Annotated in this window: 11 protein-coding genes and 1 pseudogene; 6 read left to right on the forward strand and 6 right to left on the reverse strand. The window is 72.4% G+C overall.

The window, feature by feature from the left end; all coding sequences use genetic code 11:
• Positions 1–7 precede the first annotated feature (7 nt).
• Both ABIA38_RS14040 and ABIA38_RS14045 read right to left on the reverse strand, forming a co-directional pair.
• Positions 8–1483, reverse strand: a pseudogene (locus tag ABIA38_RS14040) (condensation domain-containing protein); the annotation flags it as partial.
• Positions 1483–9000, reverse strand: coding sequence for an amino acid adenylation domain-containing protein (locus ABIA38_RS14045; protein WP_424638921.1), 7518 nt, complete (start codon positions 8998–9000; stop codon positions 1483–1485). The gene ABIA38_RS14045 and the pseudogene ABIA38_RS14040, both read right to left, overlap by 1 nt.
• Before the next feature lie 745 nt (positions 9001–9745).
• On the opposite strand from ABIA38_RS14045, the gene ABIA38_RS14050 reads away from it, so the two are divergent.
• The 5 genes from ABIA38_RS14050 to ABIA38_RS14070 all read left to right on the forward strand — a co-directional run bounded on the left by ABIA38_RS14050 (position 9746) and on the right by ABIA38_RS14070 (position 14124).
• Positions 9746–11119, forward strand: coding sequence for a wax ester/triacylglycerol synthase domain-containing protein (locus ABIA38_RS14050; protein WP_424638922.1), 1374 nt, complete (start codon positions 9746–9748; stop codon positions 11117–11119).
• A gap of 300 nt (positions 11120–11419) precedes the next feature.
• Positions 11420–13006: an amino acid adenylation domain-containing protein gene (locus ABIA38_RS14055; RefSeq protein ID WP_424638923.1), complete on the forward strand. Its 1587-nt coding sequence runs from the start codon at positions 11420–11422 to the stop codon at positions 13004–13006.
• Complete coding sequence (locus ABIA38_RS14060; protein WP_424638924.1) at positions 12984–13277, forward strand: acyl carrier protein; 294 nt, start codon at positions 12984–12986, stop codon at positions 13275–13277. Before ABIA38_RS14055 ends, ABIA38_RS14060 begins: the two co-directional genes overlap by 23 nt.
• A 125-nt stretch (positions 13278–13402) precedes the next feature.
• On the forward strand, positions 13403–13828 hold the full coding sequence (locus ABIA38_RS14065; RefSeq protein WP_424638925.1) for a hypothetical protein: 426 nt from the start codon (positions 13403–13405) through the stop codon (positions 13826–13828).
• Positions 13825–14124 (forward strand): winged helix-turn-helix domain-containing protein, encoded by a 300-nt coding sequence (locus ABIA38_RS14070; protein ID WP_424638926.1) that lies wholly within the window; start codon positions 13825–13827, stop codon positions 14122–14124. Before ABIA38_RS14065 ends, ABIA38_RS14070 begins: the two co-directional genes overlap by 4 nt.
• 85 nt (positions 14125–14209) lie before the next feature.
• Here ABIA38_RS14070 and ABIA38_RS14075 read toward each other — a convergent pair whose 3' ends face one another.
• The 3 genes from ABIA38_RS14075 to ABIA38_RS14085 all read right to left on the reverse strand — a co-directional run bounded on the left by ABIA38_RS14075 (position 14210) and on the right by ABIA38_RS14085 (position 17663).
• A complete protein-coding gene (locus tag ABIA38_RS14075) occupies positions 14210–15568 on the reverse strand; it encodes an ATP-grasp domain-containing protein (protein WP_424638927.1) in 1359 nt (452 codons plus the stop codon).
• 161 nt (positions 15569–15729) lie between these two features.
• On the reverse strand, positions 15730–16620 hold the full coding sequence (locus ABIA38_RS14080) for a hypothetical protein (RefSeq protein WP_424638928.1): 891 nt from the start codon (positions 16618–16620) through the stop codon (positions 15730–15732).
• A gap of 152 nt (positions 16621–16772) precedes the next feature.
• Positions 16773–17663, reverse strand: coding sequence for a hypothetical protein (locus ABIA38_RS14085; RefSeq protein WP_424638929.1), 891 nt, complete (start codon positions 17661–17663; stop codon positions 16773–16775).
• A 553-nt stretch (positions 17664–18216) separates the two neighbouring features.
• Here ABIA38_RS14085 and ABIA38_RS14090 point away from each other — a divergent pair.
• Positions 18217–18678 carry a hypothetical protein gene (locus ABIA38_RS14090; RefSeq protein WP_424638982.1) on the forward strand — a complete coding sequence of 154 codons (462 nt, stop codon included), beginning with the start codon at positions 18217–18219 and terminating at the stop codon, positions 18676–18678.
• Here the strand turns inward: ABIA38_RS14090 and ABIA38_RS14095 are convergent.
• The gene (locus ABIA38_RS14095) at positions 18656–22762 is read right to left on the reverse strand and encodes a beta-ketoacyl synthase N-terminal-like domain-containing protein (protein ID WP_424638930.1); all 4107 of its coding nucleotides are present in this window, start codon (positions 22760–22762) and stop codon (positions 18656–18658) included. The genes ABIA38_RS14090 and ABIA38_RS14095 overlap by 23 nt on opposite strands.
• Positions 22763–22768 lie beyond the last annotated feature (6 nt).

Raw genomic sequence — 22768 nt, forward strand, 5'->3', positions numbered from 1 at the left:
CGTTCAACTGCCGGTACGTCAACGACGCGTCGCCGCACACCACCGCGAGCGCGTCGGGCGTTCGCGCGGCCTGCCGCTCCACCAGCGCCGGCACCGTCACCTCCGGCACCGGCACCGCCGTGTCATTGAACTCCCGTAGTGCCGCCTCGCGTTCGGCCGGCTCCAGCACCTCGACCAGACCCACCCGAGCCGCCGGCTCGGCCACAAGCAGCCGCAACACCCGGACGAAACGTGCCGCCAGGCCCTCGATCGTGCTTCGCGTGAACAGGTCGGTCGCGTACTCGAGCGTGCACCGCATCCCGCGACCGACGGTGTCGGAGGCGAAGTTGAACTCGAGGTCGAACTTCGCCGTCGGGGTCGGCAGGGCCTCGATCGTGGCCGGCAACCCGGGCAGGTCGAGGTCGACCGCGGCCTCGCCCTGCCAGGTGAGCATCACCTGGAACAGCGGGTGGTACGCGGTGGACCGCTCGGGGTTGAGCGACTCCACGAGTCGCTCGAACGGCGCGTCCTGGTTGTCGTAGGCGGCCACCGCCTTGGTCCGCACCCGGCCGAGCACCTGCTCGAACGTGGGGTTCCCGGACAGGTCCGCCCGCAACACCCAGGTGTTGACGAAGAACCCGACCAGGTCGGTGAACTCCTCCTCGGTACGGCCCGCGATCGACGCCCCCAGCGGGATGTCGTCGCCGCCACCGAGCCGATGGAGCAGCACCGCGAGCGCCGACTGCAATACCATCGGCACCGTCGCGCCGTGTGTGTGGGCCAACTCCTCGACCGCGGCCGACAACTCCGGCTCGATCGGGAAGTCCAGCATGTCACCGCGGTGGGAGGCGGCCGGCGGGCGCGGGTGGTCGGTCGGCAACTGCAACGGCTGCGGCACTCCCGCCAACTCGCCGCGCCAATACGCCACCTGTTCCGCCAGCACGCTGCCGGGCTCGGTCTCCTCGCCCAGCAACTCGCGCTGCCACAGCGTGTAGTCGACGTACTGGACCGGCAACTCCGGCCACTGCGGCGTCGCTCCCCGGGCCCGGGCCGCATACGCGACGGACAGATCACGTGCGAGCGGCATCATCGACTCGCCGTCCGCCGCGATGTGGTGGATCAGCAACACCAGCGCGTGCTCCGCCGCGCCGGAGCGAATCAGCGTGGCCCGCACCGGGATCTCCGTCGCCAGGTCGAAGACGTGCCGTGTCGCCTCTGCCACCACGCCGTCGAGGGCGTCCGGCGCCACCTCGACGAGCGGCACGTCGAGCGGCACCTCGGCCATCGGCAACACCTGCTGACCCGGCACCCCTTCCGCGTTCTCGACGATCAGCGTGCGCAGGCTCTCGTGCCGGGCCACCACGTCGCGCACCGCGGCCCGCAGTGCCGCCGGGTCCAGGTCGCCGCGCACGCGCAGCACGAACGGCAGGTTGTACGTCGCCGACGGGCCCTCGAAGCGGTCGATGAACCACAACCGCCGCTGCGCGAAGGACAACGGAATCATCAGAATCCACTCCTATCCATCTTGCGCACGCGGGGCCTTCGGGACGTGGCCCGGTGCTGCACTGCGTCCGACAGTTCCGCGATGCTTCGGCATTCGAAGACGAGGCCGACCGGGACATCCACCTCGAGCAACTTGCGAGCGCGGCCGGCCACGCGCATGGCCAGCAGCGAATCCCCGCCGAGGGCGAAGAAGTCGTCGTCGATCCCCACCCGTGGCAGCTCCAACACCTCGGCGTACAACGCGCACAGGGCTTCTTCCCGGGCGGTCCGCGGGGCGCGGTAGGCCCCGCCGCCGAACTCCGGCTCGGGCAGCGCCGCCCGGTTCAGCTTGCCGTTCGGCAGCAGCGGCAGCCGGTCCAGCACCACGAAGCCCGCCGGCACCAGGTTGCCCGGCAACCGATCCGCGACGAAGCCACGCAGCTCGGCGAGCCCCGGCGGGCCGCTCTCGGTCGGCACGACGTACGCCACCAGCCGGGCAACACCGTGCTCGCCCGGGGTCGTCCGGGCGACCACCACGGCCCGGGCCACCCCGGGGTGAGCGGTCAACGCGGCTTCGACCTCGCCCGGCTCGACCCGCACCCCGCGGACCTTGACCTGTTGATCGGCCCGACCGGCGTACTCGAGTTCACCCGTCGCGGCCCGCCGGGCCAGGTCCCCGGTGCGATACATCCGGGTCCCGGGCGGGCCGAACGGGCAGGCGACGAACCGCTCCGCGGTCGCTGCGACGCGCCCGTGATAGCCGCGGCCCACGTTCGGGCCCGCCACGTACAGTTCGCCGGTCACCCCGGGCGGCACCGGCGCGAGACCGGCGTCCAGGACGTATACCCGCGCGCTCCCGAGCGGCGTGCCGATCGGTGCGCTGCCGCCGGCCGTCCACTCGTCCGTGCCCGGCAGGGTGAACGCCGTGGCGTAGAAGGTCTCGCTCTGCCCGTAGGCGTTGACCACCCGCACGCCCGGAATCGCCGCGCGCACCCGCGCCACCAGCGACGCGGGCAGCGCCTCCCCGGCGAACACGACCGTGTCGGCCCGGGTCTTGCCGGGCACCTGGTCCAACAACTCGGCGAACGCGGACGGCACCGTGCTGATCACCTGACCGGCCCACTCGTCCCGCTCGCCCAGGACCAGCACGTCCCGGACGACCTCGGTGGTGCCGCCGGCGCACAGCGTGCCGAACATCTCGAACACCGACACGTCGAAGCTCACCGACGTGCCCGCCAACACCCGGGCCGCCGGCGGCACGCCCAGGCACGAGAACAGGGCCGACAGGCAGGCGGTGACGTTGTGGTGGGTGATGAGCACGCCCTTCGGTGTCCCGGTGGACCCGGAGGTGTACATCAGATAGGCCGCCTGTTCCGGCCGCAGCGGCCGGATCCGATCCGCGTCCCGGGGATCGGCGTCCCGATCGTCCGCGCCGGCGGCGAACTCGTCGATACGCAGCCGAACCACCCCGGACTCCGGCAGCTTGGCCGAGGTCTCGGCGTCGGTGAGAAGCAACCTCGGAGTGGCGTCGTCGAGCACGAACTCCAGGCGCCGACTCGGGTATTCGGGATCGACCGGCAGATAGCAGCCGCCCGCCTTGAGCACCGCCAGGAGCGCGACCACGAGGCCGGCCGAGCGCGGCACGGCCACGGCCACCACCGTCTCGGGTCCGACCCCGCGCCGAATCAGCTCGGCCGCCAGCCGGTTCGCCCGCGCGTTCAGTTCCCGATAGGTCAGCGACGCGGCACCGCACACCACGGCGACGCGGTCCGGCGTCCGTGCCGCCTGCGCCTCGAACAGCGCGGGGATCGTCGCCTCCGGCGCGGGTTCCGCACGGCCGCCGGACTCGCGCAACAGGCGTTCGCGTTCGGCCGGATCGAGCACCTCGACCGCGCCCACGTGCCGACCGGGGTCGGCCGCCACCTGCCGCAACACCCGGCCGAAGCGCACCGCGACGTCCGCCGCCGTGTCGTGGTCGAACGTGTCCCGCCGGTACTGCACGGTCGGTCGCAGCCGGTCGGAGTCGGCCAGCGCCAGGACGGTCAGCGCGTAGTGCGAGGTGGTGTAGGGGCGGATGCCGGTGAAGGTGATCCCGGCCGCCGCGCTCGCCTCGGTGATCGCGGCCCGGTCCACCGGGAAGGACTCGAAGGCGAGGTAGGTGTCGAACAGGACGTTGTGGCCGGTCAGTCGGTGGATGTCCGGCAGCCCGTAGTGGTGGTGGTCCAGCAGCGCGGCCTGCCGATCCTGCAGGTCGGTCAGCAACTCGGCGAGGGTCGCCCCGGGGGTGCACCGCACCCGCACGGGGACGGTGTCGAGGAACATGCCGACCATGGCGTCCACTCCGGCCAGCGCCGCCGGCCGGCCGGACACGGTGGCGCCGAAGGCCACGTCCCGACGGCCGGTCAGCCGGCCGAGCAGCACCGCCCAGGCCCCCTGGACGACGGTGTTGAGCGTGACGCCGAGCTCGGCCGCGCGCCGGGACAGCGCCCGGGCGGCAGCGGCGGGCAGCGGCACGTCGACCTGCCCGATCCCCGAGCCGCCCGCCCCCGGCGAGCGGCCGGCGGCCAACAACGTCGGTTCGTCGAAGCCGTCGAGCTCGCGCTGCCAGGCCCGGGCCGACTCGGTCCGGTCCTGCCGGGCCAGCCACCCCAGGAAGTCCCGGTATCCGCGCGCCCGAGGCAGCACGGCGGCATCGCCGCGGGAGCCGTACAGGCGCAGCAGGTCCCGCATGAGCAGCGGCAGCGACCAGCCGTCGAACAGCACATGATGTGCGGTCAGTACGAGTTCGTACCGCTCCGGTGCCATCTCCACCAGGGACAGCCGCACCATCGGCGGCGCGGCGGGATCGAAGTGGGCGCGCAGGTCCTCGGCCAGGAAACGCTCGAACGCGGCTTGCCGCTCGGCCTCGGGCACGCCGCCCAGGTCGACCTCCCGCCAGGGCAGCCGCACGCCGTCGACGACCAGCTGCACCAGGTCGCCGCCGGCCCCGGGCCGGAACGCGGCCCGCAGGGCGGGATGCCGGTCCAGCAGCGCCTGCCCCGCCGCGCGCAGCCGGGAGGGGTCCACCGGGCCGGACAGATGCAGCGCGTACTGCACCTGATAGGCATCGAACGAGGAGTCGTTCCGCATGGATTGGATCAGCAGCCCCGACTGCAACGCGGTCACCGGCCACACGTCCGCGAGACCCGGGTAGCGGCCCTCCCACTCCTCGAGCTCACCCTGGCCCACCGCCACCAGCGGCACGTCCGACGGCGTCAGCCCGCCGGCCCCCGGCCGGGCGGCGTGCCGGGCGAGACCCGCCAGCGCGGCGCACCACAGCTCGGCGAACTCGCGCACCTCGGCCGGGTCGAGCACCCCGGTGGGGGCGGTGAACAGAGCCCCGAGCCGGGGGCCCGCCGCGGTGTCCGTGACGGACGCGTTGATGTCCAGCTCGGACAGCGCCGGCATGCGCGCGTCCTGGGCGGCGTCCAGTTCGGCGAACTCGGCCGACTCCGGGGCCCGGGCGAAGCCCAGTCCGCGCAGTTCCGCCGGCATGTCCGCGGTGGCGGAGAACCGGCCCAGATAGTTGAACCCCACCTGGCCGAGCCCATGCCCGCGCAACACCGCCGCGGTCGCCGGGTTGAGGTATCGCAACAACCCGTAGCCGATCCCCGCGTCGGGGATCGCCCGCAGGCACTCCTTGACCGCCTTGATCGCCCGCCCCGCGGCCGGGCCGCCGGCGAACGCCTCCCGCAGCTCCACCCCGGCCAGATCCGGGCGCACCGGGAAGACGCTGGTGAACCAGCCCACCGTGCGCGACAGTTCCGCGCCCGGTACCACGCCGGTCTCCCGGCCGTGCCCCTCCAGCCGGATCAGCACCGAGGTCTCCTCGACCCCGCGCCGTCGACGCCACTCCACCACCGCCAGGGCGAGACCGGCCAGCAGAGCGTCGTTGACGCCGCCGCGAAATGCCGCGGGCAGCGTGGTCAGCAGCGCCTCGGTCACCGGCACCGGCAGTTCGACCCGTACCTCGGCCAGCGTGGCGACCACATCGACGGCGGGGTCGAGCCGCCGGGTACCCAGCAGCGGATCCGGTCCGTCGACGATCGACCGCCACAGCTCCAGCTCCGCCACCCGCGCCGGCCGCGCCGCCGCCACCTCCAATGCGTGTGCCCACTGCCGCATCGAGGTGCCCACCGGCGGCAGTTCCGCGGCCCGCCCGGCGCGCACCTGCTGCCACGCCGCCGCCAGGTCCGGCATCAACACCCGCCACGACACCCCGTCGACCACCAGGTGGTGCAGTACCACCAGCAACCGGCCCGCGGCTGGGGCCGCCGGGGCGAACCATACGAACTGCGCCACCACCCCGGCCGCCGGATCCAGCCGCTGTGCGGCCGACTCCAGTTCCTCCCGCAGCAGTTCCCGCCAGGACGCGTCGTCCCACCGTCCGGCGCAGTCCACCCGCCGGAGCAACCCGGCCGCGGCCACCGCCCCGGGCGGCTCGACCAGGAGAGCGCCGCCGTCCTCGGACACCAGCCGACAGCGCAGCAGATCATGCCGGTCCAGCACCGCTGCGATCGTGGCCGCGAGCCCGTCCCGGTCGATCCCGGCGGGCAGGTCGAGCACCATCGCCTGCAGGAACCGCTCGAACCCCGGCCCCAGTTCGCGGATCCACCGGGCCACCGGCAGCAGCGGCAGCCGGCCGAGCCCACCACCGTCGAGGTTCGCCGGCTCGGGTCCCGCACCGGCCTCGGCAGGCGCGGCGACCGCCTCGGCCAGCGCCGCCACCGTCCGGCACTCGAAGACCTCCCGGGCGCCGACCGGCACGCCCTGCGCCCGGGCGCGCGCGGCCACCTGGATGGACCCGATGCTGTCCCCGCCGAGGGCGAGGAAGTCGTCGTCGATCCCGACCCGCGCCAGGCCGAGGACCTCGGCGAACACCCGGGCCAGCACGTTTTCGTCCGGCGACTGCGGCGCCCGGTAGGCCGCGGTCCTGAGCTCCGGCTCGGGCAGCGCGGCCTTGTCCAGCTTCCCGTTCGGCGTCAGCGGCAGTCGGTCCAGCACCACGAACGCCGCCGGCACCATGAACTCCGGCAGGCGCTCGGCCACGAAGGCGCGCAGCTCCGCCGCGTCGAACCCGGAGTCGAGGGCGATGCCGGCCTCGTCCGCGTCGTCCGTCCGGGTCGGCACCACGTATGCCACCAACTGCTTGCCGTCGCCCGCACCACGGCCCACCCGGGCGGCCACCACCGCCTGGGCGACTCCCGGATGCGCCGTCAACGCGGCTTCGATCTCGGCCGGTTCCAGCCGGAACCCGCGGACCTTCACCTGGTCGTCGGCCCGGCCCCGGAAGACCAGCTCGCCGTCCGGCGTCCGCTCCGCCAGGTCCCCGGTGCGGTACATGCGCTCGCCCGGCGCACCGAACGGGCAGGCCACGAACCGCTGTGCGGTCAGGCCCGGCCGACCCAGGTAGCCGCGCGCGAGGGACGTGCCCGCCACGTACAACTCGCCCGGCACGCCGGGCGGCACCGGACGCAATGCGTCGTCGAGCACGTACACGCGGGTGTTGGTGATGGGCCGCCCGATGGGCGGGACTTGGCCGTCGCCGTTCAGGGGAGTGCTCATGGTGGCGATGACGGTGGTCTCCGTCGGTCCGTAGGCGTTGATCATCCGATGGTCGGCCGACCAGGCGGCCACCACGTCCGGCGGCGTCGCGTCCCCGCCGACCACCAGGTACTCGACGGTGGGCAACGACCCGACCGGCAGCACCGCCAGCACCGCGGGCGGCAGGAGGAGGTGCGTCACCCGGTGTGCGGCGATCGTCTCGGCCACGGGGCCCCCGGGGGCCAGCCACTCGGCTGCGGCCAGTACCAACCGCGCCCCGGACAGCAGGGCCGTGCACAACTCCCACACCGACGCGTCGAAGCTCGGTGAGGCGAACTGCAACATCCGGCTGTCGGCGGTGAACTCCAGTCGCTCGGTCTGCGCCGCGACCAGGCCGGCCACCCCGACGTGGGTGACGGCCACCCCCTTGGGCCGCCCCGTCGAGCCCGATGTGTAGATGACGTACGCGGTGTTCGCCCTCGACAGCGGGGCAAGCCGGTCCGCGTCGACGAGCGCGCCGGCGGCACCCTCGGCCCGCGCGTCGACGAACTCCGGGTCGTCCACCCGCAACACCGGTGCGGACACCTCGGGGAGCAGTGCGGCCGTCGTCGCGTCCGCCAGCACCAGTGCGGCCCCCGAATCCGCCACCATGAAGGAGATCCGCTCGCCCGGATAGCCGGAGTCCACCGGCAGATATGCACCGCCGGCCTTCAACACCGCCAAGACCGCGACCACCAGATCGAAGGAGCGCGGCAGTGCCACCGCGACCACGGACTCCGGGCCGATCCCGCGGCCGACGAGCACCCGCGCCAGCCGGTTGGCCCGGGCATCGAGCTCCCGGTAGGTCAACGACTCCGCCCCGAACTCCACCGCGATCGCGTCCGGTGCCGCGGCGACCTGCCGCTCGAACTGCTCGGGGATCGTGGTCTGCGGTAGCGGTGCCTCCAGTTGCCCGATCCGGAGCTCCGGGTCGGTCACCACCACACGAATCAGCGCAACGAGCCGGTCGGCGATCGAGGTTGCATCCGAGCGGTCGTAGCACGCCGAGGGGGCGTCGATCCGGATGCGCAGGTCGCCGTCCCGACCACCGTCGAAGTATGTGGAGAGCACGAGTTCGTCGGCTGCGCCCGGCGCGCCGCCCGCGAAGTACGCCGGGCGGCCCGCGAAATCCAGGACGTCGACGCGGGGGACGACGTCGAGGACGACGCCGAACGGGCCGTGCGCGGGCGTGTCGAGCCCCGACTCGCGCCGGATGTCCGACGCCCGATGCCGCGCATGCCGAAAGACGGACCGTTTCTCCACGCCGATCGCAGCGGCAACATCGCGAAAACTGCACGCGTCGGGGACCCCGACGCGCAGCGGCAGCACATTCGAAGCAGCGGTGTGCCCCACGCGTCCGGCCCGTCCGCGCGCGCCGACGGCCAGCGAAACGGTGAACTCCGCCCGGTTGCCCAGCCGTCGAAACAACACCGCGGCAGCCGCCGTCACCAGGTCCGACATCGTCAGGCCCGCCGACCGCGCCGCCTCGGCCCAGTCGTCCGCGGTCCTCCTCGGCACCGTCGCCAGGTGGCTCACCACACCGGGGGCGCGGTCGGCCCCGGGCTCCGCACCGGCGCCACGGCCTCCGGGCAACCGCATGGGCGCGGGCGCGTCCGCCAGGTAGGCCCGCCAGAATTCGGCGTCCGCCGCCCTTTGCCGGGCCTCCCGGCCATCGGCGGCCCCGCCCCGGCCCACATCCGGCAGATCCGTACCTCGCGTCAGCCCGGTGTACACCTCCGCGATCCGGCGCGAGACGGCCAGGAGCGCGCCCGAAGCCTCCGGGGCAATCCCGCCCAGCGCGACGATCAGGAAGTAGCGCGAGTCCGTGACCCTGCCGACCTCGACCCGAAGTACGGCACCGCGGCGCCCGGGTTCCCGACGTCGAGCCGAAACCTCTTCCGCCAGGGCACGTGCCATGCCCTCGAAATCGCCGACCCCGGTCGTTTCGCCAAGGAATGCGAATTCGGGAGGATCGAATCCCGATTCATCCGCCACCACGCCGAGCGCGGCTTCGACCACTGCCGGGTCGATATCTCCATCGATTTTCCATAAAGCAGCAACGCTTGCCGACGAGGTAAACAATTGCAATGCGATCATCCCCCGTGATGATTTGCCCGAACCCTGTCACGAATCCCGGGACCACGCCACCGTTCACATGACGCAGCACTCTCACCGCGCGATTCGATCCCACCGGCCGACCACCGCCGGCCCACCCGTCGACCTGCCCTGTCCTGCCGACAAGACACCGCGAGCCCACCAACCACCCATGCCAAGCGCCGACTCGAACATCGACAAGGCGGATGCGACTCACCATTCCACGAGACCGCCGATCCCGGAACCCCCTGGACCCGCACGACGCGCACCCGCCGCCGTTACGCCGAGCCGGCAGACGCAGGCGCGGTCGCCTCACCGGATTCCCGAACGATGCCGCCGATGCCCATCCCGAGCAATCCGAATCGACCTCTCGACCACGGTGTCCCGATAAACTGATCCGATTTACCGGACACTCCGCCACGGGCCCGACTTCCCACCCCGGCCGCGGTGCCCGCGTCGGTGCCGACCCGTGCGGCGGTGGCCGCCGGGTCCACCGCCGCGGCGAGAGCGAAGCACTCGGTTGGCGCAACCGCCGTGTCGGCGTCGGGCCGGCTTCGTTTGACGTGTCGTGAATTCTGCGCCTGTCCCCAGGACCCCATCGGCGTCGTCCACGCGCCCGGGCCCGGAACCGGAGTCCGAAGCCGCCGGCGACCACGGTTGCGGAGCCGCCGACGGAGGGGGCATCCCGTTCACCGCGGTCGACCGCTACTTCGCGAGCCACGGCCCGCAGGTCGATCCGCTGCTGCGGATGGGCGCCGTGCTCGGCTTCGCCGGGCCCGCGCCGACGTTGGCCGAGGTACGCGAACACGTCGGCGCGCGCGTGCCGTTCCTGCCCGGGCTGACCTTCCGGGCGGGCGGGCCCGATCGCCGGCCGACCTGGGAGGCGGACCCGTCGTTCGCTGTGTCTGCCCACGTCCACGAGCGGCGCGTCCCGGGTGGCTGGCCGTCGGTGGACACGCTGCTCGCCGAACTCGTGGACACCCCGTTCGCCGAGACCGGGCCGCTGTGGGAGGTGTGGCTGGTGCACGACCGCGCCGGCGCGAACGACGCCTTCGCGCTGGTGTTTCGCACCCATCACACGACGCGCGACGGGGTGGGACTCGTGGCGGCCCTGGAGGCGCTGTTCGGGCGCCGGACGCCGCGCGCGGTGGTGTGGCCCCGGCCGGAACCGGCGATCGCCGCGGGAACCCGGGAACTGCGGTTCGTCACCACGGGGTTGGGCAGGTGGCTGCGGCCGGGCAAGCACCTGCCGTACCGGGACGGCCTGCGGGGGGAGCGGCGGATCGTCTCGGTGTGCGTGCCCACGAGCCGGTTGCGCGCGGTGTCGATGGCCGCCGGGGCATCGTGGCACCAGATCCACCTCGCGGCCCTCACCGGGGCCCTGCGCGCGCATACCCCCGACGCCTTCCCGGCCGGGAGCCGCCCGCTCTTCGCCGCGATGCCCGTCTCCACCCGTCTCCCGGACGAGGCCGAGGACGCGCTGGGCAACCACCTGATGGCCTTCCGGGTGCCGCTGCCCTGCGGGACGGCGGATCCGGTCGAACGCCTGCGCCGATTGCAGGCGGCCACCGCGGGCCCACGACTGCTCGACGTGAGCCAGGCGAGCCGGGTCTTCGGCCGGAGCCTGCCCGTGCTGGGGCACTGGCTCGGGCGCACGATCATGCACCCGCGCTGTATGCCGCTGTTGGCCACCAGCCTGCACGTGCGCACGCCGTTCGAGTTCGCCGGCCGCGCTCCCGACGCGTTCGCGCTGGCCCCGGGCCACCTCCCCGGGCATGTGCTGACCGGGGCCATGATCACGTGCAGCGGCCGAGTCCAGACCTGTTTCTCCGTGGATACCGCGCTCTCCGACGCCGACCGGCTCCCGCACCTGTGGGTGCACGCACTGACGGAACTCGAGAGTGCCCTGGCCCAAAAGTCCGCGTCGGATCCGCTCCGTTGACCCGCTCCGCTGACCCGATTCGTTGACCCGATTCGTTGACCCGAACAGGATTCCGAGCCGTGCCTCGTGCCCGAACACGCCACCCGGCGCCGGCCCGCGCCGAGTCGCGCCCGGTGTTCGAGGCCGTGCTCCGCAACGCCGCCCGGATGCACGTCACCGGGCCGGCACGGCGACGAGTCGCCGACTTCGTCGCCGTGTTCGCCGGCCCTCCCGGCGCCGTCCCACCCGCGTGAACTCCCACGGTCTTGCGGTGCGGTGGCGTGCCGTGGCCGATCCGCACCACAACGAACAGGAACCGCAGTGGATCACGGTCGCGTCAGCACGGATCACCGACCCGGCCCGGGTGCCCCGCAACGGGACATCGTCGAAGCCTTCACGGACCACGTGCGGCGCGCCCCGGACCGCCTCGCGGTCACCGACGGCTCCGTGCGCCTGACCTACGCCCAACTCGACGCCCGCTCCGACGCCGTCGCCCACGCCCTGGCACGGCGCAGGCCCGAGAGCGCCGAGCCGCGCGTGGCCCTGGCCATGGGACGCGGACACCACTACATCGGCGCCGTCCTGGGCGCGGCGAAGGCCGGTTGGGTCTGCGTGCCCCTGGACCCGCGCTGGCCGCCCGCCCGCATCCGGTTGCTCCTGCGGCAGGCACGCGTACGACTGCTCCTGCACGACGAACGCTTCGACACCGGCGCCCACATGGGCCCCGAACTGTGCCGGGTCCAGGATCTGGACATCCCGACCGGAACCCACGAACACCCGTTCACGGGTTCGTCGTCGGTCCCGCCCGAGGCGGCGCTGTGCGTGTTCTACACCTCCGGATCCACCGGCTCGCCCAAGGGCGTCGTCGTCACCCGACGCGGCGTGCGAGCCCTGGCCGCCTCCTGCGGGCCCGCGCTGGGCTGGACCCGACCCCCGCGCTGTCTGGTGATCGCCCCGAACGCCTTCGACGCGTCCACGTTCGAGATCTGGACGACACTGGTCAACGGGGGCTCCTGCCGGGTCGTCCCCGGCCTCGAACTGACCTTCCGGAACCTGCGGGAGGGACTGGGGGACACCGACGGCGCCGACCTCGTCTTCCTCACCACCACCCTGTTCAACGCCGTCGTCGACGAGGAACCCGAGGTGCTCGCGGGCGCCCGGCAGATCATCGTCGGCGGGGAACAGGCGTCCGCCGCCCACATCGCCGCGCTGATGCGCCGCCATCCGCACCTCGACGTCGTCAACGCCTACGGTCCCACCGAGGCCACCACCTTCAGCACCTTCGACCGACTTCCCGCTCCACCCTCGACCGGCGGACTCGTCCCCATCGGCACCCCGCTGCCACACGCCGAGGTGCGGATCCTGGACTCGGGGTCGGCCCCCGTGCCGGACGGCGAGGTCGGCGAACTGTGCGTCGTGGGCGACGGCTTGGCCCGCGGCTATCTCGATCGGCCCGACCTCACCGCCGCCGCGTTCGTGCCCGACCCGACCGGCGAGCCGGGCGGCCGTGTGTATCGCACGGGCGATCTGGGGCGACGGCGGGCCGACGGCACCCTCGAGTGCATCGGCCGGCTGGACTCCCAGGTCAAGATCAGGGGCCACCGGATCGAATGCGACGAGGTACAACACGTCCTCCGGGGCCACCCCTTCGTCCGGGACGCCGTCGTCGCGCCCCGCAGGAGCGACGGCGCCTGTGTCGGTCTCGACGCCCACGTGAGCGTGCACCCCGACCGGGGACCCGACGCCGCCGCGCCCGCGATCACCACCTGGCTGCGCGAGCGACTGCCCGAATACATGATCCCCCGCGTGGTAGTCGTCGCCGGACTGCCGCGCAACCACAACGGAAAAATCGACCGGACCCTACTGGACCCGAGGACTGCCATCCATGGCCACACCGCAGATGCCTGAACCGGAACTCCGAGCGTCCCTCCTGGCGATCTGGCAGGAGGTCCTCAAAACCGACGAACTCACCCCCGACGACGACTTCTTCGAAGCCGGCGGACACTCGTTGTCCGCGATGACCATCTGCGCCCGGGCCAAGCGCGTCCTGGGCACCGAGCTCGAACCGGGCAACTTCTACACACTGCCCACCGTCCGGGCGATGAGCCGCGAACTGGCCGACCGCCACACCCGGGCGGCGGCGGCGAGCGAGTCGGAATCAGCCGTGTTCGAAGCGTGACTCGACGACCACGGCCGGCCGAGTCGGTGCCCTCGGCGTAGCGCCACGGCAGCCGTCGGCGCCGACCGGAGATGTCAGAGCAACAAGTGCTTGCCAATTCGATAAGTACTTGCCATGGTGGATGCATGGAAATGAGTGAACTGACCCCCTCGGTGGCCCTGGCGCAGGCGGAGCGGCTCAAGGAAACGGTGGACCGGCAGTCGCGCTGGGTGATCCGCTTCCAACTGGCCTACGGGACGCTGGCGTTCGGCCAGGTGCTCACCCTTGGCCTGCTGGGCGGTCGGCTGGGCGCCATGATCAGTACGGCCGTGTGGGTGCCCCTGATCGTCGGGTTGAGCGTGTACGCGGCGCGGCAACCGGTTGCGCATCGGGGGATGGCGGCGACTCACTACGCAATGATGGGAGCGTGGGCCACGCTGTACGGGCTCGTGCTCGGGATCGGCGTCGCGTTCTTCCCGGATGACCCGGCCTGGTGGGTGGCGGGTGCGGTGCTGGTGGCGCTGCCCGGTTTCGTGGCGGCCGGTGTGACGTCCCGGAGGGTACGGGCATGAGTCATCCCCGGCACGCGCTGGACGACATCATCCATTCCCCTGTTCGGTTCTCGATCATGGCGACGCTGGCGGCGGCCGACAAGGCGGAGTTCGCGTACGTGCGCGACACGGTCGAGGTGACCGACCCGGTGCTGTCCAAGCAGGCCGCCCTGCTGGAGAAGGCGGGCTACGTCAAAATCACCAAGGGGTACGTCGGCAAACGTCCGCGGACCTGGTTGTCGCTCACCACCGGCGGCCGCAGTGCCTTCAAGGCGCACGTCGAGGCGCTGCGGGCGATCACCGAGAACGCCGGCTGACTCTTCACCGACTGTGCCGGCCGATCCGCGCCCGGGGTCCGGAAGTGCTCTGCGGGTCCTCGGCGTTGGTCGGCCCGTGGCGGTGTCACGGTCGGTCGCGGATCATGCGTCGGAGGTGTCGGGTCCATGCTCGTGCCGTCGGTCCCAGGGGCGGCTCGGGGGTGAGGGGGCACAGGCGCAGGTTCGTCTGGAGGGTGAGGAGTTCGTCGCCGGCTCCTACTCGCCCGGGCCGGATCTGTGGCCAGCACAGGGCTTCGTCCGGCCGTAGTTCCGTGAGCGGAGGGGAAGCCGGGAAAGGGCCGAGGATGCATGTTTCCCCGAGGCGGTAGCGGCCCTGTTCCGGTACTGCTGCCACGGTCGCCGTGCGCCGGGCGTGCAGGACGAGCTGGCTCAGGGCGGGGATCGTGGTCGTGCGGCAGTGCGCCGGGGGGAGGGCGGGCAGGAGACACGCCAGGATGTGCAGGCCCAGGGACGGCAACAATCCGGCGTGGTGTTCGGCGGCTTGGACCAGCGACGTCACGGCCTGGAACCTGGGGTTGATCTCCACGGCCAACACCGGGTCCGGGGACTGTGTTCGGTCCGGGTCGTGGATCAGGTCGAGGCCGAACACGCCCCGGTAGCCGTGTTCGCGCAGGACTTCTCCCACGGCGCGCGCGACGTGGCGGGCCGTGTCGTATGCGCCGTGGGGGAGGTCGGCGGGGCCGAGCAACTGGTTGCCGCAGTGCATGCCCCAGCCGGGCGTCAGGTCGGGTAGGCCGACGAGTTGGTGCGAGACGGCGGAGACCACGGTGCGATCGCCGCCCACGCAGGCGCTCACGGTCAACGGGAGACCCGGGACGAGGCGGCTGATCTTGAGGACGTGACCGTCCCAGGCCCGTAGTAGCGGGGCGAGTTCGTCGGGCCCGCGCACCCGCAGGGTGCCGCGGCCGATGAGGTTGTTCTCCCGGCGCTGGAGTACCGCCTCGGCCCAGTGCCCGGGCCAGTACGCGGAGGCGGCCCTGCGTGCGTGGGCGGGGATGAGGACATGCTCCGGGACGGGAACACCGGCGGCGGAGAACACCTCCAGCGCGTCGATCTTGTCCGCGGCCCGGTGGGTGATCGTGGACGGGGCGCGCAGCAGTAGTCGGTCGTGGGCCGCCGCCCATGCGGTGGCGTGGTCGCCCTCCTCCGGGGCGAAGGCCACCGCCATCGGCCGGGTTCGCGTCCCGGGTCGGGCCGGCGCGGCCGGGGGCGCGGTGTCCGACGGGTAGCGCGCGGAGACCATCTCGTGACGCAGCCACGGCACCGCCGGTCGAAACGACGCCGGCATCGAGGCCGTGCGGTCCAACCACACGACGTCGTCGACCAGTTCGCCCAGCAGGCGCAGGCCCTCGGACGCGTCGATGCCTACCAAGGAGGCGGGTTCCGCCGAAAGCGCGTCGCCGGCGGCCGATTCGGTACCCATGTCAGGCGCCTTTCTCACCGGGTTCGGGCCGGTGGACTTCCCGCCGTCCGGCCACGGGGCCCCGTTGCGGATCGGGGCACCCGGGCCGGTCGCGCCCCCGGGCGCAGAACGCCCGGGGAGTCCGGAACTCGGGCGCGGGGCAAGGGCCCGCCCGGGCGGGGCTATACGGCGGTGTTGACCGTGGACAGGATGCCGAACCGGCTCAGGGCGGTCGAGAGGTCGCCCTGGGTGTCGGTGCCGGTGGGGACGATGATGGCGGTGGTGGGGATGAAATCTCGGGGGGCGCCGGTCTGCACCTGGAAGGGGATGTTGACGGTGGTGGGCACGGTGGGTCCCAGGAGTCCGATTCCGGCGGGTACGGCGAGTCGGTAGACGGAGGGGATGGCGGGGTCGTTGTTCTCGTACAGGGCGGTGAACCCGGCGGGGCGGCCCGCGGCGGGCACTTGGGTGTAGAAGGGGGTGGAGAAGGTGAAGTGGGCTGGATTGTTGGTGCCGTCGAGCAGGGTGCCGGCGCCGTTGAAGAAGTTGAACGGAACGAGCGCCGCGCCGCCGCCCCCGACCAGCGGGGTCTGCGGGGTGGTGAAGTACAGGTTGGTGTTGCCGGGCGTCGGTGTGCCCAGGCTCGCCCGGACGAACAGGAACGGCCAGACGTTGCGGGTCAGATCGCTGTCCTGGTCGGTGGTGTCGGCCGCGTCGGTGGTGAAGATCGCCCGGCCGAAGGAGGGGATGTTCGGTGCCCCGGAGTCCAGGCTCAAGGAGACGCTCACGGTCCGGCTGGAGTTGGCGGGGAAGCCGGTGAACGAGACCTGGATGATCGAGGGGACGTCGACGGCGGTGTTCTGGTAGAGCCAGCGGGAGGTTCCCCCGGTGACCGTGGGTAGGGTGTTGACGTTGGCGTAGAAGGGCGTGATCACCTTCAGCGACACCGGGCCGGTGGCGGCCACGCTGCTGAAGTTGCCCACGGTGATCGTCAAGGTGGCGTTGCCACTGCCGTCGTACGTGGCCGCGTCCGCCCGGCAGTACAGGTTCACGATGTTGGTCAACGTACTCACACTCCGGTGATCGACTGGCGGATAGTGGACTGGCTGGTCATGGTCCGAACTCCCTTGCTGCGCAAGGGGCGTCGGGGAACGCCGGAGGACCCCGAGCCGGCCCCGGCACGGCTGCCCGTCGGCGCTCCCCGGGCCCGGATGCGACCGGTCGGCTAGACGGCGCCGGCGGCGACGCAGAGGATGCCGAAACGGTGGTGGGCGGTGGAGAAGTCGCCCTGGGTGTCGGTGCCGGTGGGGACGATGATCGCCGAGGCCTGGCTGAGCAGCCGCGGGGCGCCGGTCTGCACCTGGAAGGGGACGTACACGGTGGTGGGCACGGTGGGTCCCAGGAGTCCGATTCCGGCGGGTACGGCGAGTCGGTAGACGGAGGGGATGGCGGGGTCGTTGTTCTCGTACAGGGCGGTGAACCCGGCGGGGCGGCCCGCCGAGGGCACTCGGGTGTAGAAGGGGGTGGAGAAGGTGAAGTGCGCGGGGTTGCCGGTGCCGGCGAGCAGGGTGCCGGCGCCGTTGAAGAAGTTGAACGGGACGGCGGCGGTCCCGCTTCCGGCGGTCAGCGGGGTCTGCGGGCTGGTGTAGTACAGGTTGGTGTTGCCGGGCGTCGGCGCGGCCAGGCTTGCGCGGACGAACAGGAACAACCAGACGTTGCGGCTCAGGTCGCTGTCCTGGTCGGTGGTGTTGGCCGCGTCGGTGGTGAAGATCGCCCGCCCGAAGGGCGCCAGGTTGGGCGCGTTCGGGTCCAGGGAGAAGGACACCGAGATGGTCTGGCTGGAGTTGGCGGGGAAGCCGGTGAACGAGACCTGGATGATCGAGGGGACGTCGACGGCGGTGTTCTGGTAGAGCCAGCGGGAGGTTCCCCCGGTGACCGTGGGAAGGGTGTTGACGTTGGCGTAGAAGGGCGTGATCACCTTCAGCGACACCGGGCCGGTGGCGGCCACGCTGCTGAAGTTGCCCACGGTGATCGTCAAGGTCGCGTTGCCGCTGCCGTCGTATGTGGCCGCGTCCGTCCGGCAGTACAGGTTCACGATGTTGGTCAACGTACTCACATCCCGTTGATTCGATGGAAAACGATCGGTTGACTGGTCATGGTCCGAACTTCCTTGTCGTCCGAACTTCCTTGTCCGGTCCGGGAAGTGCATCCGACGGGAGAGCGACCGCTCGCGATGTCGGCGTGATGTCCGAAGGTCGTGGTGCCGACGGGAGCGGTGGTCCGCACGGTCCCGCCGGCGCGCCCGGCACGGTGCCGTCGACGGCGGACTTCTCGTGATGATCCGGCGGGTGTCCCTCGCCGGTTGTGCCGGCGCCGGTGCCCCGGCCGGGAGCCCGGCGCATCGACGGCGTCTCCCGTGGGCGCGCCCGGCCGGTGTGACCCCGGTCGACCGGGGTTCGTGCCTGGGTGTCGCAGGGAACCGAACGGTCGCCGCTCACGGGCGCGGCCTGCGCCCGTATGCGGAGACCCGATGTACGTATACGCATCGTGACACGACAGTCACGCTTTGGGAATAGCCTGCGCCCCCCGAAGGGGCAAAGCAGGCATCGGTGTCAAGTCGGCCGACGACAGCGGCGGTGCGCGTCGTGGCTGCCGGCGAACGACCGAGCGTGGCCCGGGCGTTGACGGTCGAGGGTGTTGTCGAAGTCCCACGGCACCACGCCGCCGGCGGGGGTTCGGCACAGGTACGCGAGTCGTGGGCCCGGGTCGTGGAGACGTGGGTACGACGGGCCGCGCGCGCGATCGCTTGCGAACGCGAGCGTGGCGCGGCCCCTCTGGGGCTGTCTGCGCGTGACCTGGCCATCGCGCTTACCTCGATGACCGAGCGGGTGCTCCACGCGACGTTCGCGCGGGTCGTCGGACCCGAAGTCCCCCGCCATGGTGTGGGGACCGGCCCACTCGCCCACCCCGAAAGGCCGATTCCCGGTGCCGGACCGCACGATGGCGAGGACCGCGTGGGCCTCGCGACCTCGGCCGCATCGACGACGGTGGGCGGGATCCCCGAGGATCCCGCCCACCGTTACCGCGTCGATCGCGAGCGATCGTGGACTACGGCCGATCCTCGACCGTGATCGCCTCGCCGTCCGAGCGCACCAGGAGGTGGTGCCTGGTGTCCGGCTGGTCGCACATCCAGGCGACCTGGTTCGGCACGTCCACGACGACCCGGGCGGGATGTTCGCCGTGTGCTCGCGCCACGTGCTCGCGCATCGCCACCTCCTCCATGTGCAGCCGGGCCGGGGCCCCGGCCGGCAGACCGTACACGTAGGCCAGCCCGCCGGTCGGCCAGTCGGCCTGCTCCAGGACGGCCCGGTCCAGCCGGCTCGCACCGTCGACTACCTGGGACAGGCTCATCTTCGGCGCGGGTCGCCGCTCCAGGAGGAAGGCCCGCCGATCCGCGCCGGTTTGCAGTTCCAGCACACTCGGCGGCGAGACCAGGCTGACGTTGCGGAACGCGGCGCACAGTTGGTCCCCCGCCAGGACCTGGAAGTCGACGAAGAGGAGATCGCCGTCGGCGCCGGCCGGGCGGGCCTCCACGCGCAGTTGCCCCTCGGTGGGGAACGGAGCGAAGAGATCCATGCGGACCAGGCCGTGTGGATAGGGCACCACATTCGGCCCGACCTGCGGATAGGGCACCCAGAACACCCGATCGGCGATGATGTGCGTCGCCGCGTCGAGCAGCCCGGGATGGGTGAAGGTACCGGGGACCGAACCCTGTCGCACATCCAGGATGCCGACCGCGCCGGCGCTGCCGTAGCCGACCTCGGTGAGGTACCGGAAGGCCGGACCGTGCGGCAGGCGATGGGTGAGATACGGCAGGTCGGCCCGCTGGGCATCGGTCAGCGGCGGCAGCGGAGCGGGCGTGTCGAGCCGGTCGAAGGTGATCGTCGCCTCGGCGACCAGTTCGAACCGGGACAACGCCGCGTTCCGGGCCGGTCGCCACACCAGCAGACTGACGTGCACATCCGGGCTTCGATCGGCCAACGGCTCGACCCGGGTCAGCAGTCGCGTGGGGCTCACCACCGGGATCCAGCGCTGGAGGCGCAGTTCCCGCAGGCCGGTTGCCTGCAGACCGGTGTACGTGCTCGCCGCCTGGAACAGGTGGTCCACCGTGCACATCATCGGCAACACCGGCAACGTCCAGGTCGGACAGTGGTCCAGCACCCACGGATCGTCCTCGGGACTGACCATGAACTCGCGTTCGGCCGGGCCGGGTTGCGGCGTCGGCACGGCCGGCATCGCCGGCATCGCCGGGGCGGCAACCTCGGGCACCGGCCCGGCCGGGAGGACCGACGCGACCGGCCCGGCGGGCCGGACCGGGGCGGCCGAGTGCGGTACCACCGCGTCCACCTCCGGCCGATACGGCTGTGCGAACGCGCCGGCGACGTCGAGCAGCGCCCGTGTCGCCTGCCGCTGCACCCCCAGGAACCGCAGGTGGTTTTCCTGACGAGTGTTCAGGAACTGCACATGGGACCTGCCGACGGCCCGCTGGTGCGCGCTGAGCGCGGTCGGTACGAGAGTGTCCTCGACCGGGACCGACACGCCGATCGGCGGAGTCGGCGGCGGCGGGGCGGGGATCGCCACCTGCGGCGTCGGCTGCGTCGATGGGCCGATCTCGACCGCCGGCGTCGGCCGGGTCGCGGGCAGTGCCACGAACTCCCGCTCCGGTCGCGCCTGCTGAACCCGAAGCACGGTCCGGAGGTCGAAGAAGGCGATGCTGGACAGGCGCCGGCCGAGCGTCGGCCCGTCGGCCCGGAGTCCCAGGGTCGCGGAGCCCGTCGCGGCCGGAGCCGTGTCCTGTGCGGTCAGGAAGAGTTCGGCGACCGGTGCCCCGAGCGGGGCGATGCTCACCTTCGCCCGGGCCAGTTCCGGCCGGGGGAGCGCCGGGGCCCCCACGGCCGGCACGCTGCGGTGGTACAGGGCCACCGCCGCGCAGGCGACGCCGAGGAGGCCGGCCGCGCAGTGCGGGCGGCCGAACAGGCCGGAGGGATCCAGTTCGGCCGGCCGGTCCGATGCGGTGAGCGACGGTTCGAGGTCGCCGACCACCAGATCGACCGCGGCCGGTGCCGCGTCGGCGGCCCGGTCGTCGGCCTGCGGGTCGAGCACCGCGAGAACGGGGTCGCCGTCCCGGCGGGCGTGGTCGAGCCGCTTCAGGGCCAGTACCACGGCCGCGTTGCCCTCGGCTCCGGGGAGTCCGAGGTCGCGCACGACCGCCCGGTGGACCACCGTGGAGGCGAGGTCGACCGCACCCACGAGTGCCGCGTCGCTCGCTCCGCTGCCGATCGCGTCGACCGCGAGGTCGAGCGCGCGAATACCGGACGCCTCCTCCGCGCAGACCGCGACGCTGGTGTCGGTCAGCCGAAGCTGCGCGCTGATCCGGTTGGCGGCGATGTTGCCCAGGCCACCGAGGGACCACGGCGGGCAGTTCAACGGGTCGGCGACACGATCCTCGGAGGACGCCTGCGCCGCCGTCGACCGGCGGGCATCGATGGTGGTGCGGTTGTGCCAGACGGCGAACTCGGCGTGCACGGTGGCCGCGCCGACGCCGACGAGCACCATGGTGCGCTCGTCCGGCAGGGTCACCGCACGGGCGGCGTCCCGAGCGGCCTCCAGGACCGACAGGTGTTCCCCGGAGGTCTGGAGCATGTCGTTGGGCGGCATCCGCAGGCCGTCCAACCGCAGTTCGACCGTGCGCGGCGGGCGCAGCCGGGGCTCGCCCGCCAACAGGGCCTCGACGAAGTCGCCGGTGGTGTCGCCGTCGCCGACGCGGGCGCCGATGCCGACGATCGCCACCCGATGCCGGCGGCGCCCGGCGGGGCCGGGTACGGCCACGCCGGGGAAGGAGGTGGCCGCCCGGTCGGTGGTGTTCCAGGCGTCCACGATCAGGTGGGCGTTGACCCCGCCGAAGCCGAATCCGCTGACCGCGGCGCGGCGGAGCCCCTGCCATTCCTCCAGCCGGGCCAGTGGCCGCAAGGGTGTGCCGCGCAGTGCTTCGTTGGCCTCGTCGGCACCGACGGTCGGCGGCAGCGTGCCGTATTCCATCGCGCCCAGCACCTTGAGCAGGGCGGCGCCCGACGCGGCGGTGAGCGGATGGCCGAGGTTGCCCTTGACCGAACCGATCGGCAGGTCCGCGCGTTCGGCGAAGACCCGGGCCGCACAGCCGATTTCCACGGTGTCTCCGACCGCGGTGCCGGTGGCGTGGCATTCGAGCAGGGCCACCGTCTTGGGGTCGATGCCCGCGGCCTGGTAGGCCAGGATCATCGCCCGTTCCTGTTGGCCCCCGTCCGGGACGAGCATGCCGCCCCGACCGCCGTCGTTGTTCACCCCGATGCCGCGGATCACGCCCAGGACGGGCACGTCCGCGGCCAGCGCGTCGTCGAGCCGCATGAGGGCGACCATCGCGGTCCCCTCGGCGGGAACCAGGCCGTCGGCGTCCCGGTGGAAGGGCCGCGAGCGGGCGCTGGGACTCAAGGCCCCCAGCCGACCCATACCGTGGCTGATGATCTCGGGCGCGCCGCCGTTGAGCCCCCCGGCGACCATCAGGTCCGCCTGCCGGAAGTGCAACTTCCGGCAGGCGAGTTCGATCGCGTACAGCACCGACGCGCAGGCCGCTTCCAGGACCATCGCGCCGGCGCGCAGTTCGAAGGCCCGGGCCACCAGCTGCGCCGGGAGTCCGAAACAGAATCGGCTCATCGGGATCGGCGAATGCCGGTCGTGCCGGGGCCAGCCGGCCCGGACCTCGGCCGGCTGGGAACGCAGCCACACGTCCTCGGCGTAGGAGACCATCGACGTGGTCGGGCACGAGATGTTGCCCAGGATCAGGCCGGTGCGTCGGTGCAGGCCGAGGTGATCGACGTCGGCGAGCGCCTGCCGGGTCGCGTGCATGACCCAGCGCACGGTCGGATCGAGGCCCTTGACCTGCTCGGCGTCGATGGCCAGGCCGTACGGGTCGAAGCGCTCCTCGAATCCGGTGACGTGGCCGAACAGGGTGCTCGCGGGGTCGGCACCGGTCCAGTCGGGCTCGGCGGTCGGGCGCCCGATGGAGAACGGGGTCAGCCGTACCGCACCGGAGACCACGGTGTCCCACAGTTCGGCGGGGTCGTGGGCCCCGGGCAGGACGCAGCCGCGTCCCACGATGGCGATGGCGGGAAAGTCCATGGCCCC

Source organism: Embleya sp. AB8, from assembly GCF_049739465.1.
In the GTDB taxonomy this organism is placed as follows: domain Bacteria; phylum Actinomycetota; class Actinomycetes; order Streptomycetales; family Streptomycetaceae; genus Embleya.

Excerpts from the sequence above, each read along its gene's own strand:
- ABIA38_RS14045 (WP_424638921.1), bottom strand. The coding sequence starts at position 9,000 with ATGGCACGTGCCCTGGCGGAAGAGGTTTCGGCTCGACGTCGGGAACCC.
- ABIA38_RS14060 (WP_424638924.1), top strand. The coding sequence starts at position 12,984 with ATGGCCACACCGCAGATGCCTGAACCGGAACTCCGAGCGTCCCTCCTG.
- ABIA38_RS14065 (WP_424638925.1), top strand. The coding sequence starts at position 13,403 with ATGGAAATGAGTGAACTGACCCCCTCGGTGGCCCTGGCGCAGGCGGAG.
- ABIA38_RS14070 (WP_424638926.1), top strand. The coding sequence starts at position 13,825 with ATGAGTCATCCCCGGCACGCGCTGGACGACATCATCCATTCCCCTGTT.
- ABIA38_RS14075 (WP_424638927.1), bottom strand. The coding sequence starts at position 15,568 with ATGGGTACCGAATCGGCCGCCGGCGACGCGCTTTCGGCGGAACCCGCC.
- ABIA38_RS14095 (WP_424638930.1), bottom strand. The coding sequence starts at position 22,762 with ATGGACTTTCCCGCCATCGCCATCGTGGGACGCGGCTGCGTCCTGCCC.